Source organism: Methylosinus sp. LW4 (genome assembly GCF_000379125.1).
In the GTDB taxonomy this organism is placed as follows: Bacteria; Pseudomonadota; Alphaproteobacteria; order Rhizobiales; family Beijerinckiaceae; genus Methylosinus.
The window spans coordinates 1659784-1673110 of record NZ_KB900626.1; the positions used below are offsets into that span (position 1 = coordinate 1659784).

Annotated in this window: 11 protein-coding genes; 5 read left to right on the forward strand and 6 right to left on the reverse strand. The window is 64.7% G+C overall.

From position 1 onward, the window contains the following. Positions 1-95: 95 nt before the first annotated feature. Positions 96-503 carry an NADH:ubiquinone oxidoreductase subunit NDUFA12 gene (locus METLW4_RS0108420; protein WP_026191357.1) on the reverse strand — a complete coding sequence of 136 codons (408 nt, stop codon included), beginning with the start codon at positions 501-503 and terminating at the stop codon, positions 96-98. 241 nt (positions 504-744) lie between these two features. Between METLW4_RS0108420 and pstS the strand changes: the two genes are divergently transcribed. Genes pstS through METLW4_RS0108435 form a run of 3 tightly spaced genes read left to right on the forward strand, consistent with a single transcriptional unit; the run spans position 745 to position 3405 of the window. Then, on the forward strand, positions 745-1791 hold the full coding sequence (gene pstS / locus METLW4_RS0108425; RefSeq protein WP_018265770.1) for a phosphate ABC transporter substrate-binding protein PstS: 1047 nt from the start codon (positions 745-747) through the stop codon (positions 1789-1791). A gap of 51 nt (positions 1792-1842) precedes the next feature. Then, positions 1843-3057 carry an FAD-dependent oxidoreductase gene (locus METLW4_RS0108430; protein WP_018265771.1) on the forward strand — a complete coding sequence of 405 codons (1215 nt, stop codon included), beginning with the start codon at positions 1843-1845 and terminating at the stop codon, positions 3055-3057. 33 nt (positions 3058-3090) lie between these two features. Then, positions 3091-3405 (forward strand): hypothetical protein, encoded by a 315-nt coding sequence (locus tag METLW4_RS0108435; RefSeq protein WP_018265772.1) that lies wholly within the window; start codon positions 3091-3093, stop codon positions 3403-3405. Positions 3406-3424: 19 nt separating this feature from the next. Here the strand turns inward: METLW4_RS0108435 and METLW4_RS0108440 are convergent, their stop codons facing one another. Continuing rightward, positions 3425-4381, reverse strand: coding sequence for a hypothetical protein (locus METLW4_RS0108440; RefSeq protein WP_018265773.1), 957 nt, complete (start codon positions 4379-4381; stop codon positions 3425-3427). Then, entirely contained in the window at positions 4378-4923 is a 546-nt protein-coding gene (locus tag METLW4_RS0108445; RefSeq protein WP_018265774.1) for an SRPBCC family protein, read from the reverse strand. The genes METLW4_RS0108440 and METLW4_RS0108445 overlap by 4 nt, the downstream gene beginning before the upstream one ends. A 593-nt stretch (positions 4924-5516) precedes the next feature. Between METLW4_RS0108445 and METLW4_RS0108450 the strand changes: the two genes are divergently transcribed. Next, positions 5517-9146 carry a vitamin B12-dependent ribonucleotide reductase gene (locus METLW4_RS0108450; protein ID WP_018265775.1) on the forward strand — a complete coding sequence of 1210 codons (3630 nt, stop codon included), beginning with the start codon at positions 5517-5519 and terminating at the stop codon, positions 9144-9146. Between the two features lie 93 nt (positions 9147-9239). Here METLW4_RS0108450 and METLW4_RS0108455 read toward each other — a convergent pair whose 3' ends face one another. Further along, positions 9240-9809, reverse strand: a complete 570-nt coding sequence (locus METLW4_RS0108455; RefSeq protein ID WP_018265776.1) for a hypothetical protein — start codon at positions 9807-9809, stop codon at positions 9240-9242. A gap of 10 nt (positions 9810-9819) precedes the next feature. Further along, positions 9820-10995, reverse strand: coding sequence for an SAM-dependent methyltransferase (locus tag METLW4_RS0108460; RefSeq protein WP_198290181.1), 1176 nt, complete (start codon positions 10993-10995; stop codon positions 9820-9822). Positions 10996-11363: 368 nt separating this feature from the next. Between METLW4_RS0108460 and METLW4_RS0108465 the strand changes: the two genes are divergently transcribed. Next, a complete protein-coding gene (locus tag METLW4_RS0108465) occupies positions 11364-11636 on the forward strand; it encodes a hypothetical protein (protein WP_018265778.1) in 273 nt (90 codons plus the stop codon). A gap of 186 nt (positions 11637-11822) precedes the next feature. On the opposite strand, the gene METLW4_RS24420 is transcribed toward METLW4_RS0108465, so the two are convergent. Continuing rightward, a complete protein-coding gene (locus METLW4_RS24420) occupies positions 11823-13220 on the reverse strand; it encodes an exopolysaccharide biosynthesis polyprenyl glycosylphosphotransferase (protein ID WP_157234992.1) in 1398 nt (465 codons plus the stop codon). Between the last annotated feature and the right edge of the window lie 107 nt (positions 13221-13327).

Sequence of the window (13327 nt, forward strand, 5' to 3'; positions counted from 1 at the left end):
TGGCTCGGGCCGGCCGCCCGCGCCTCATGCGCCGTCGTTGAATAGGAAGAGCGTGGCGGATCGATGGTCGCGGATAGAGCCGCGACCGCCTCGCCTCAAGCCTCGGGGGACCAAGCCTGATAATCGCCGCCGGCGGGAGCGCGGCGGCCCTCGGCCAGGATCGAGCCCGGCGGATGATAGGCGGCGGAGGTGCCGGTCAGATTGGGGCGATAGGTCAGCTCCCATTCCTTCGGCTCGTATTTCTCCTGCGTCGGCGGCGTGTCGACCGTGTGGTGCAGCCAGCCATACCAGCCGGGCGGCGTCGCCGAGCCCTCGGCATAGCCCTTATAGATGACCCAGCGGCGCTCGAAGCCGAGCGCCTTGTCCTTCTTGCCGCCGCGACGGCGGTAATAGACGTTGCCGAACTCATCCGTCCCGACGCGCTCGCCATAGAGCAGCGTCCACAGGCCCGTGCTGAGCGTCGCCCGGTTCCACCAGGTGAAGAAGCGAATGATGTAGGACATGTCGGAAGCGTCCAAGAAAGTTTGCGTGGCCCCTTATTGCGTCAAGACAGCGCAATGTCCAGTCGGGCGCGCCACTCCCGCGTCATGAGCTTTGCTTTTGGCGCGAAGTCGTGGAAAAGGAGGCATGTGACAGAAAGACGACAGCCGCCGCGCCGCCAAGGCGCGCCGCAGAGAGCTGAAACCATTGGGCTCCAGCTCTCGCGGACAAGAGCGCCGCGTCGAAACTCCAGGGAAAGGCCGCATGATTTCCAAAGCCTCGAGGCTCATTCTTCACGCCGCTCTGGCGGCGATCCTTTCCGTGGGGAGCGCGCGCGCCCTCGATATTTCCGGCGCCGGCGCGACTTTTCCCCTGCCCATCTACGCCAAATGGGCGCAGAGCTATTCGAAAGAGACGGGCAATCGCGTCAATTATCAATCGATCGGCTCGGGCGGCGGCATCCGCCAGATCAAGGCGCGGACCGTCACTTTCGGCGCCTCGGACCAGCCGCTGACGGCCAAGGAGCTCGACGCCGCAGGTCTCATCCAATGGCCGCAGGTCGTCGGCGGCGTCACGCCCGTCGTCAATCTGGACGGCGTCGCCTCCAATGAGCTGGTCCTCGACGGCGCGACTCTCGCGCGCATTTTTCTCGGCGAGATCAAGCTCTGGAACGATCCGGCGATCCGCGCGCTCAATCCGAAGATCGCGCTTCCGGCGACGGCGATCGTCGTCGTCCACCGCTCCGACGGCTCGGGCACGACCTTCTGCTTCACCGATTATCTTTCCCGCGTCTCCGCCGATTGGAAAGAGAAGGTGGGCGAGAACGTCGCCGTGGAATGGCCGCTCGGCCTCGGCGCCAAGGGCAATGAGGGCGTCGCCAATAATGTCGCCAACTCCAAAGGCGCGATCGGCTACGTCGAATTCGCCTACGCCAAGCAGAACAAGCTCGCCGCCGTCAGCCTGGTGAATCGCGACGGCAAGGTCGTCGCGCCGGGCAAGGAGAGCTTCGAGGCCGCCGCCGCCAATGCCGATTGGGCCGGCGCGCCGGGCTTCTTCCATCTGCTGACCGAGCAGCCGGGCGCCGCCTCCTGGCCGATCGCCGCGGCGACCTTCATTCTGCTGCCCAAGCAGCCGCAGGACGCCGCGGCGGCGCTGGAAGCGCTGAAATTCTTCGACTGGGCCTTCTCGAAAGGCGCGGCGGCGGCGCAGGAGCTGGATTTCGAGCCCATGCCCGCCTCTGTGGTCACGCTGATCCGCAAGAGCTGGGCGGCCAATGTGAAGGATGCGAATGGAAAACCGCTGCTGAACTGACCATAAAGGTCGGCAGCGGCCGCGCGCGGCCGATTCGCACAGGAGCGGCCGATGACGCAGACGATCTCCACGAGATGCTGCGTGGTCGGCGGCGGCCCGGCGGGGCTGATGGCGGGCTTTCTGCTCGCCCGCGCCGGCGTCGAGACCATCGTCCTCGAAAAGCATGCGGATTTCCTGCGCGATTTCCGCGGCGACACGATCCACCCTTCGACGCTTCAGCTGATGTTCGAGCTCGGCCTGCTCGAGGATTTTCTGAAGCTGCCGCATCGCAAGGCGTTTCAGGTCTCGGCGGATCTGGGGGAGCGAAAATTCGTCGTCGCCGATTTCCGCAGCCTGCCGACCTCGTGCAAATTCGTCGCCTTCATGCCGCAATGGGATTTTCTCGACTTCATCGCCGGCGAGGCGAAGAAGCTGCAAAATTTCCGCCTGCTGATGAAGACCGCCGCAGAGAGCGTGATCGAGGAAAACGGCCGCATCGTCGGCCTGCGCGCCGAGGGGCCGGAGGAGCCGCTCGAGATCAGAGCCGATCTCACCATCGCCGCGGATGGGCGGACCTCGCGAATGCGCGAATCGGCGGGCCTCGCGGTGGAGGATTTCGGCGCGCCCATGGATGTGCTGTGGCTGGAGCTGCGGCGCAAGGCGGATGACCCCGACGAGACCTTCGGCCGCATCGCGCCGGGCCGCATGGTGGCGATGATCGAGCGCGGCTCCTATTGGCAGATCGGCTATGTCATCCCCAAAGGCGGCGCGCAGGCGCTGCGGAGCCGGCCGATCGACGCGTTTCGCCGCGCCCTCGCCGACAGCGTTCCCTTTCTCGAGGATCGCGTCGAGGATTTGCGCGATTGGGAGGATGTGAATCTGCTGACCGTGCAGGTCGATCGGCTGAAGAATTGGAGCCGGCCGGGCCTGCTCTGCATCGGCGACGCGGCTCATGCGATGTCCCCGATCGGCGGCGTCGGAATCAATCTGGCGATCCAGGACGCCGTGGCGACCGCCAATCTGCTGGCCGAAAAGCTGCGCGATGGAACGCTGCGCGACGAGGACGTCGGCGCCGTGCAGAAGCGCCGGGAGTTTCCCGCGCGGGTGACGCAAAGGCTGCAGCTCTTCCTCCAGAACCGCGTGATCCGCAATGTGCTCGCGGCGGACAAGCCCTTCGAGCCGCCATTGGCGCTGCGGCTTCTCGACGTCTTCCCGATCCTACGGCAGATTCCGGCGCGGCTGATCGGCCTCGGCGTGCGGCCGGAGCACATTCAGCTTCTCAAATGAGCATTTCCCTGTCGATCTTGCGAGGACTGCGGGATGCGCCTGTTTCGTTCGTTGCCGGTCGCGATCGTCATGGCCTGTTCCCAAGCTCATTCGGCAGAACGCCCCGGCTTTGCGGGCGCTTGGCGATGCGATCGGCTTTGCAAGGTGTTCGACGCCGGCTCGAGCATCACAATCGTCGGCGGAGCGGCGGAGTGTCGCGACGAAACGGGCGAATTGTCGAAAGGCCGGCTTACCTCGGATCGGACGATCCACTGCTTCGGCGCCGACGGACTGGTCTCCGCCGACGGGGAAATCATCCGATGGACCAACGGCTCGGTCTGGCGGCGCGATCACAGGACCGTCTTCTGACGCCGCCGCTCTCGATCTCTCAATTCATCGCGCGGATAAAAGCCCCGAAGGCGCGCGGTCCGTCGCCGGTCTTGGCCTTGGCGATCACTTTCAGGCTGTCGGCGGCGATCGACCAGAATTCATTGGTGAACCAATTGGCGACATAGACGGTCTTGCCGTCGCGGCTCGCGCCGATGCCTTCTGGATATTCGCCGACCTTCACCTGCGCCACCGGCGCGAATGTCGAGAGATCGAAGACGCTGACCGATTCGGCATATTGGTCGGTGACGAAGCCCCTGCCCTGCGCCAGCGCCACGCAATAGGGCCGCTTGCCGACCTTCACCGTGGCGATGACGCGCCGGCTCGCGAGATCGATGACGCTGACGTCGTCCGATTCGACATTGGCGGAATAGGCGCGCTTTCCATCCGCGTCGATGGTGACGCCGAAAGGATGGCGGCCGACATCGAGCTCGCCGAGCTTTTGGAAGGACGCGGCGTCGACGAAGGCGATCTTGTTGGCGTCGCGAATCGCGACGAGGATCGTCTTGCCGTCCGGCGTCACCGCGACGCCCGATGGAGTGACGCCGACTTGCGCCGTGGCGACGACGCCCGATTCGGGATCGACCGAAAAGAGCCGCTGCTCGTACATGTCGGCGACATAGACGCGCTTGCCGTCCGGCGCGACGGCGAGGCCGAGCGGACCGCCCTCGAGCGGTATCTTGCGTAGGACGCGACGCTCGCGCGTATCGACGACGGAGAGATATTTGCCTTCCGGGCTCGTCACATAGGCGCGCGCGCCATCGGCCGAGACGGCGACGCCGGCCGGCTTGCCGCCGATCGGCAGGGTCGCGACGGGCGCCATGGTCGAAAGATCGACGATGGTGAGATCGCCGCTGCCCTGATTGGTGACGAAAGCCTCGTCCGCCCCCGCGGGCGAAGCGAGAGCGAGCCCGAGAAGGGCGGCGCGCGCCGCCCTGCCCCAGGATGCAGAGATCACTTGCCTTCGACCTTGGCCTTCAGCGCGGCGAGGCCGGCCTTGTAGAGATCGCCCACGGCCTTCAGCGCCGCCTCGTCGGAGAGCTCCGGCGGCGGATCATTGTTGGGGAAACCGCGATAGAAGGCGCCGCGCCATTCGACGACGCTCTTGTCGCCCTGCGGCTTCACCGTGATCGTCGAGGAATAATTGTTCACCGGCAGGATCTTCACATCCACCTTCTCGATGCGATAGGCGAGCGAGAAGTCCTTGGCGTCATATTTGGTCAGCAGCTCGTCGATCTCGCCGCCATTCTTCAGCGTGATGTGGCGCGTCGCCTTGTCGGGCGTGTTGTCGCCCGTTCCTTCCGTCTTGGCGACAGGGGGAAGCCAGCTCAAATCCTGGAAATTGCCGACGATGGCCCAGACCTTCTCGGCCGGAGCGGCGATCTCGATCGTCTCCGTCACCTTCTGGCGCGAGGGGCCGTGGGCGAGCGCGGCCGACGAGGCGAGAGCCGCGAGCGACAAGGCGGCCAGGAACCCCCGGCGCGCGACGACGAATGACATGACTACCTCCTGAAGGGCATTTAGGCGCCTATTGCCCCGGCGCCGCCGGCGCGCAACTAACTCCTCCGCGCCCTGCGGCGTCAAGACTCCCGATCTCTGCGGGCGGAAAATCCCGCTGCGCTACGGCAAAGTTCCCGAAGCTTTCGTCGCAGAAATGAGGCGCCGCCCCTCGGACCTGCTCGAGAATCGCGCTTTCGAGGCCCTTACGTAAAGTGCGGCTCACGTCGAGCCCGCTGTCCAGAGCGCGACTCGGCTTTCCCCATTATCCACGGTATTTTGCAAGATATTGTCCAATTATTTATTCCTCACACTATATCTTGACGCCGTCGGAAGAGTGACGCACTGTGCGGGTGTCTCATGACGCAGCGGCGGATGAACGAAAAAGCTGTTTCTCGCGCGCCCCCGGCGGGCGGCGCGACGCTTTTCGGCAGCCAAAGCTGCGGCTCGTCGCAGCGGCTCTCCGCCGCGCCGCGGCCCGACCCCCGTATCTGCGTTTCCTGCCGACGTAGAGTCCCTTCCAGAACGAGCTTGTCGCGACCGATCCATCGGCCGCGATCGATTCACCGCGCGCATTTTTCGAGGATCGAAATACGATGAAGATCGAGCGACGCCACACGACAGCCGGCCAGTCTCCCTATGCGGACATCGAGTTTCGCGCGGCGCGTAGCGAAATCCGCAACCCAGACGGCTCGATCGTGTTCTCGCTCGAGAATATCGACGCGCCGGCCGATTGGAGCCAGGTCGCCATCGACGTGCTGGCGCAGAAATATTTCCGCAAGGCCGGCGTGCCGGCGCGGCTGAAGCGCGTCGAGGAGCATGAGGTTCCGAGCTTCCTGTGGCGCTCCCTTCCCGATGCGGAGGCGCTCGCCCTTCTGCCCAAAGCGGAGCGCTACTCCTCCGAGACCTCGGCGCGCGAGGTGTTCGACCGCCTCGCCGGCGCCTGGGCCTATTGGGGCTGGAAGGGCGGCTATTTCGACACGGAGGAGGACGCCTCCGCCTTTCAGGACGAGCTGCGCTACATGCTGGCCCGCCAGATGGCGGCGCCCAATTCGCCGCAATGGTTCAACACCGGCCTGCATTGGGCCTATGGCGTCGACGGCCCCAGCCAGGGCCATTTCTACGTCGATTATCAGACCGGCAAGCTGACCAAGTCCAAGACCGCCTATGAGCATCCGCAGCCGCACGCCTGCTTCATCCAGTCGGTGGAGGACGATCTCGTCAATGACGGCGGCATAATGGACCTTTGGGTGCGCGAGGCGCGCCTGTTCAAATACGGCTCCGGCACCGGCTCCAATTTCTCCAAGCTGCGCGGCGAGAAGGAGAAGCTCTCGGGCGGCGGCTCCTCCTCCGGCCTCATGTCCTTCCTCAAGATCGGCGACCGCGCGGCGGGCGCGATCAAATCCGGCGGCACGACGCGCCGCGCCGCCAAAATGGTGGTGGTCGACGTCGACCATCCCGATATCGAGGCCTTCATCGATTGGAAGGTGAAGGAGGAGGAGAAGGTCGCCTCGCTCGTCGCCGGCTCCAAGATCGTCAAGAAGCATCTGAAGGCGGTGCTGCGCGCCTGCGTCAATTGCGAGGGGCCGGGCTTCGACTGTTTCGACCCGGAGAAGAATCCGGCGCTGAAGCGTGAGATCCGCGCCGCGCGCCGCGCCGAGGTGCCGGACAATTACATCAAGCGCGTCATTCAATTCGCGCGTCAGGGCTATAAGGACATTTCCTTCGACACCTATGACACGGATTGGGACAGCGAGGCCTATCTCACCGTCTCCGGCCAGAACTCCAACAACACCGTGCGCGTCACCGACGAGTTTCTGAAATCGGTGGAGAGCGACAGCGAATGGACGCTGACGCGCCGGCTCGACGGCAAGCCGTCGAAGACGCTGAAGGCCCGCGAATTGTGGGAGAAGATCGGCTACGCCGCCTGGGCTTCCGCCGATCCCGGCATTCAGTTCCACACGACGATCAATGATTGGCACACCTGCCCGGCCGGCGGCGCCATTCGCGCCTCCAATCCGTGCTCGGAATATATGTTCCTCGACGACACGGCCTGCAATCTCGCCTCGCTGAACCTGCTGCAGTTCCGCGACGCGCAGACGAAGCGCATCGACGTCGATTCTTACGAGCACGCCGTCCGGCTATGGACCGTCGTGCTGGAAATCTCCGTGCTGATGGCGCAATTCCCCTCGCGGGAGATCGCGCAGCTCTCATACGAATATCGCACGCTCGGCCTCGGCTACGCCAATGTCGGCGGCCTGCTCATGTCTTCGGGCATCGCCTATGACAGCGAAGCCGGCCGCGCGCTCTGCGGCGCGCTCTCCGCCATCATGACCGGCGTCGCCTATCGCGCCTCGGCGGAAATGGCCAAGGAGCGCGGCCCCTTCTCGGGCTTCGAGGCCAATCGCGAAGCCATGCTGCGCGTCATTCGCAATCACCGTCGCGCCGCCCATGGCCAGCGCGCCGGCTATGAGGGCCTCGCGACCGCGCCCGTGCCGCTCGACCACGCCGCCTGCCCCGATGCGGCGCTCATCGCCCGCGCGACCCGCGCCTGGGACGAGGCGCTCGCGCTCGGCGAGGAGCATGGCTATCGCAATGCGCAAGTCTCCGTCGTCGCGCCGACCGGCACGATCGGCCTCGTCATGGATTGCGACACCACCGGCATAGAGCCGGATTTCGCTCTGGTGAAATTCAAGAAGCTCGCCGGCGGCGGCTATTTGAAGATCGTCAATCGCGCCGCGCCGGAAGCGCTGCGCGCCCTCGGCTATCGGGAATCCGAGATCGCCGAGATCGAGGCCTACGCCGTCGGCCACGCCTCGCTCTCCAACGCCCCGGCGATCAACACCACCTCGCTGCGCACGCGCGGCTTCACCGACGAGAAGATCGAGACGGTGGAAAAGGCGCTGGCCTCCGCCTTCGACATCAAATTCGTCTTCAACAAATGGACGCTCGGCGCGGATTTCCTCGCCGGCGCGCTGAAGGTTCCGGCGGCGGCGCTGGAAGATGCGAGCTTCGATCTGCTCACCCATCTCGGCTTCTCGCGCCAGGAGATAGAGGCCGCCAATGTCCACATTTGCGGCGCGATGACTCTGGAAGGCGCGCCGCATTTGAAGGCGGAGCACTATCCCGTCTTCGATTGCGCCAATCCCTGCGGGCGCACGGGCAAGCGCTATCTCTCGGTCGAGAGCCATATTCGCATGATGGCGGCGGCGCAGCCCTTCATCTCGGGCGCGATCTCCAAGACGATCAACATGCCCAATGACGCCACGATCGAGGATTGCGAGGCGGCCTATCTCCTCTCCTGGAAGCTGGCGCTGAAGGCCAACGCCCTCTATCGCGACGGCTCCAAGCTGTCGCAGCCGCTCTCCTCGCAGCTCGTCTCCGACGCGGACGACGAGGCGGAGGAAGTCGCCGAGGAGATCATCTCCGCCAATGCGCCGGCGCGCGCGGCGGCCATAGCCGAGCGCATCGTCGAGCGCGTGGTGCATCAAGTGGTGCGCGAGCGCGAGAAGCTGCCGGATCGGCGCAAAGGCTATACGCAGAAGGCGGCCGTCGGCGGCCACAAGGTCTATCTGCGAACGGGCGAATATGTGGACGGGCGCCTCGGCGAGATCTTCATCGACATGCACAAGGAAGGCGCCGCCTTCCGCAGCTTGATGAACAACTTCGCCATCGCCATCTCGCTCGGCCTGCAATATGGCGTGCCGCTCGAGGAATATGTCGACGCCTTCACCTTCACGCGCTTCGAGCCCGCGGGCTTCGTGCAGGGCAATGACGCGATCAAGAACGCCACCTCCATTCTGGACTATGTGTTCCGCGAGCTGGCGATCTCCTATCTCGGCCGCAATGATCTCGCCCATGTCTCGCCGGACGACATCGGCCATGACGTGCTCGGCAAGGGCGAGCATGAGGGCAAGGCGCCCGAGAGCGCATCGTCGGTCGTCTCGAAAGGACTATTGCGCTCCAAGACGGATCGGCTGATGCTGGTGCGCGGCGGCGCGACGGCGCTGCGCGAGAATGTCGCGGAAGAGGTCGAGCAGCCTTTGTCCGAGCTCGGCTGGACGGCGCCGACGCGCCCGGTGGAGAGCGTCGCCGACAAGCGCGCCGAAGCGCGGATGAAGGGCTATGTCGGCGAGGCCTGCCCGGAATGCGCGAATTTCACGCTCGTCCGCAATGGCACCTGCCTGAAATGCGAGACCTGCGGCAGCACCACAGGCTGCAGCTGAGCCGCGCGTATTCTGACAACTGACTGACGACATATGAATCGGCGGCGAATCTTCGCATTCGCCGCCGACGCCATGAAAAAAGCCGCGCGCCGCTCACAAAAGCGCGTCCGGCACGCCATGCACATGGACGTCGCGGCCGGAATGCTTGTTGAGAATATCGACGGCGCTTTTCTCATGCGCGGCGTCGCGCGTGCGCACCCATAGCAATATGCCGCCGCGATCCAGCTGCTCTTGCAGATATTGCGCGTGATGCTCGCCGATCAGCCTGGCGAAGAGCGCTCCAACCAGACCGCCGCCGCCGCCGGCGATGGCCGCCGCCGCGAGCGCGGCCGCCATGGTTCCGCCGCTCGCGAAGATCAGCCCCGCCGCGCCGATCGCGCCTACATAGCCGAGGCCGCCGACCAGCGCGCCTTGCGCCTCGCCGATCGACTCGGGCGAGATATAAGCGCCGCGCGGAACGTCGGCGTCGTCCGCCACGTCCGTCGCCTTCTCATAGGCGTGGCCGAGCTTGGCGTCGACGGTCTGCTCGCCGGCCATGAGGCTGATGTCGGCGCGATCGAAGCCGGACGTCTGCAATTCGTCGATCGCCTCTTGAAGCGCATCGGCCGTGTCGAACACGCCGACGGCTTCGCGAACCTGGCTGGTCTCCTCGCCGGACGCCATGACTGTCTCCTCATATGCTCGTGCGATACAGATAGTCGCGGGTGAGCGGCACGGCGTCGATGCGCCGCGCCAGCTGAATGTGAAAGTCGACGAGGCCGGAATGTCGAAATCCCGCCTCACAGCTCGCGAGATAGAATTCCCACATGCGGCAGAAGCGCTCGTCGTAAATCTGCGCTATGCGCGACCAATTGTCCTTGAAGCGCCGTCGCCACATGCGCAGCGTGTCGGCGTAATGGAGCCGAAGAATCTCTATGTCGGTCGCATAGAGGCCGGCGCGTTCGATCGCCGCGCTGATCTCCGAGAGAGCGGGCACCTGGCCGCCGGGAAAAATGTATTTCTCGATCCATGGGCTGCCGGCGCCCGGCCCGGCGGCGCTGCCCGTGGTGTCGACGAGCGCGACGCCATCCTCGACGAGAAGCGCGCGCAGCTTCTCGAAATATTCGCTATAGCGGCCATATCCGACATGCTCGAACATGCCGACAGATATGATCCGGTCGTAGCGCTCGGCCTCCTTGCGATAGTCCCGCACAGCGAACCGAACGCGATTGTCGAGGCCGGTCTCTCGCGCGCGCTTTTGCGCATAGTCGCATTGCGCCTCCGAGAGAGTGAGACCCGTCACCTCGACATCGGCGACGCGCGCGAGATAGAGCGCGAGCCCGCCCCAGCCGCATCCGATATCGAGAACGCGCTGGCCGCGTCGCAGCAGCAGCTTGGCGGCGATATGGGCGAGCTTGTGCTCCTGCGCCTGCTCGAGCGAGTCCTCCCGCGTCAGATAATAAGCGCAGGAATATTGACGCTCGGAATCGAGAAACAGCGCATAGAGCTCGTCGGAGAGATCATAATGCGCGCTGATCTCGTCCGGCGCGGCGCTCAACGAATTGCTGCGCGCGAGGCGCTTCTGCATGCGGCGCGCCATGGCGCCGGCGCGCCACAGCCAATGGCCGTAGCCATGGCCGAAATTGGCGAAGCACAAGTCGAAAAAATCATAGATATCGCCGCTCTCTATGACGAAGGAGCCGTCCATATAGGCTTCGCCGAGAGCGATGTCCGGGGCCAGCGCCAGCTTTTGCGCGAGATGACGATCCTTGATCTCGACCGTCACCTCGGGCGCGCCGCGCCCGAAGCGGCGCACGCCGGCCCCCGGCCCGACCAGCGTCAGCGAGCCGGCGGCGATGGTTCTCGTCAAGAGCCTTTCGAGCGAAAACAGCGCCGTCATTTGCGACGTCCGGCTGGAGTTCGGCAAAGCGCCGAAACCGTCAGATATCGCCGCGCGCTCCTGCTTCAATATGCGGGCGTCGCTACGCCGCCGCGCCGCCGGCCCGTGCGTTCACGCACATCGCCGTGATCCGGCGCCGGCCACTATGAGCAGGTCCTGAATTTCTCTCGACCTTCTCCTGAGCCTCCTTCGAGCCGCCCTATCCGGGGCGGCTCTTTTTTGGCGCCGGCCGGATGAGGCCCCCGCTCGGCCTGCCCGCGCGCCGTTTCTTGCATGGCCATGCTCGCATGGACCGACCTGCGCCGCAGGCGACCCCCGATGCGTAAGAGGAGATCGACTTGGCCGAGGAACCGAAATTCACCCGCGAGCGCCCTAAGACGGTCGGCGAGCTGATCGAGGCCTTGCAGAAGCTGCCCGCGAACGCCCGCGTCTTGGTCCATGGCGAGGACGACAGCCTCTATGACTGCGGCGCTCCCATGATCGAGCTGGTGATGCTCAATCGATACCCCGACAGCAGGGACAATCTCGGCCCGCATCGGCTGTCGAGCGGCATGGACGCCGATAAGGCGGTCGGCGTCGTCATCATCAATGACGCAAATCGGGAGTGGTGAGGGGAGCGCGCAGCGTCAGAGGCCCCGCCCCGGCGCGGCCCTCACCGCTGTGGCCCTGGAGCCTTTCCGGTTCAGATCGAACCGAAAAGACTCTAGATACCCTTGCTCGGTCGTGTTTTCGTCACGCGAGCCGGTTCGCACTTCGCTCAAAAACACGCTAGGCTCGGCGAGCGGACGCCGCGCCTCTCAATAAGCGCGCGAATCGCGCAGCACCATCATCATGGTGCGGAATATGATGCCGACGTCGAGCAGCAACGTCCAATTGTCGATGTAATAGAGGTCGCAGTCCACGCGGTTGCGTAGCTTATCCAAAGTGTCCAGCTCGCCGCGAAAGCCTTTGACTTGCGCCCAGCCGGTCATGCCCGGCTTCACCCTGTGGCGCACGGCGTAATATTCGACCAGCTCCTCGAGGTTGCGACCGTCGGTCTTGGTGGCCAGCGCATGCGGACGCGGACCGACGATCGACATATCGCCGAGGATCACATTGATCAGCTGCGGCAGCTCGTCGATGCTCGAGCGTCGGATGAAACGCCCGACGCGCGTGACGCGGGGGTCGCCGCGGCTCGTCTGCACCGTGGCGTGCGCATCGGTCTTCTCGGCGAACATCGAGCGGAATTTCCACAATTCGAAAATGCGGCCATTGAAGCCGACGCGCTGCTGCCGAAAGAAGATGGGACCGGGAGAGTCGATCCTGATCGCCAGGGCTGTCGCCGCCATCAGCGGCGACAGCAGAACGAGGGCGCAGGAGGCGAGCGCGATATCCTCGATGCGCTTGAACCAGAGGTTCCAGCCGTGGATCGGCTCCTCCATGCCGCAGAAGGAGATGCGGTCGCCGAATTTCGCGACGCTGACGACATCCGCCATCACGCGCCGATCCGCCGGCAGGACGAACACGCGCGTGGAAAGATGCCGCAGCATGTCGAGATGGCGCAGAACATTCGGAATCTCGGCCCAGGGCGCGGCGAGATAGACATGGTCGATCGCTTCCTGGACGATGCGATCCGACAAATCGGCGAGCTCGGCGAGATCGGCGTATGTGGCGTAGCCGACGACGACCTCCTCATTGCGGGTCTCGCCCTCGATCTCGCGCGGATGCAGCGGATCGCAGAACACGCCGACCGAGAGCGCGCGATGGACGAAGGCGCTCTCCGCCAGCGCCTCGCGAATGCGCCTTAAGATCAAGGCGCGCGCGGCGATCGCGATCGCCGTGCTCGTCCCCGCCCAGGAGAAGAACCAGAGGCGCGAATAGCTCTCCGCCGATTTCGTCGCCGCGGCGATGCAGATCATCAAGGCGAAAGTGGCGAGGAAGGACAGAGTGGCGCGCCGCAGCACATGTCGGCGATCGAGCACGCTCGACGTCCGATAGACCTCGAAAATATGCGCCAATCCGAACTGCAGGGAGGCGGCGAAGAAAATCGCCCAAATCTGCCACTCCTGCGGCGAGGCCCCGGCCGATCCGCCGGGAAGCCCGACGCATGCGAAACCCGCGACGATCAGAGTGAGAATGTCGAAGGCGGCAAATCCGGCGGAAAAATTATGGAGCGAAATTCGTTTCGACTTGCGAGTCGATCTGCGGGACCACACGACGTCCCGCGAGTCGCAGAAATCCAACCACATACTAGTCAACCCCGAAAATATTCGGAAGTAATCTAGCTTAATTTTCTGTCAATGCAAGTCGCGCATGTGCTGCG

Bases quoted from the DNA above. Each gene is read 5' to 3' on its own strand.
- METLW4_RS0108420 (WP_026191357.1), bottom strand. From the start codon at position 503: ATGTCCTACATCATTCGCTTCTTCACCTGGTGGAACCGGGCGACGCTC.
- pstS (WP_018265770.1), top strand. From the start codon at position 745: ATGATTTCCAAAGCCTCGAGGCTCATTCTTCACGCCGCTCTGGCGGCG.
- METLW4_RS0108430 (WP_018265771.1), top strand. From the start codon at position 1,843: ATGACGCAGACGATCTCCACGAGATGCTGCGTGGTCGGCGGCGGCCCG.
- METLW4_RS0108435 (WP_018265772.1), top strand. From the start codon at position 3,091: ATGCGCCTGTTTCGTTCGTTGCCGGTCGCGATCGTCATGGCCTGTTCC.
- METLW4_RS0108445 (WP_018265774.1), bottom strand. From the start codon at position 4,923: ATGTCATTCGTCGTCGCGCGCCGGGGGTTCCTGGCCGCCTTGTCGCTC.
- METLW4_RS0108450 (WP_018265775.1), top strand. From the start codon at position 5,517: ATGAAGATCGAGCGACGCCACACGACAGCCGGCCAGTCTCCCTATGCG.
- METLW4_RS0108455 (WP_018265776.1), bottom strand. From the start codon at position 9,809: ATGGCGTCCGGCGAGGAGACCAGCCAGGTTCGCGAAGCCGTCGGCGTG.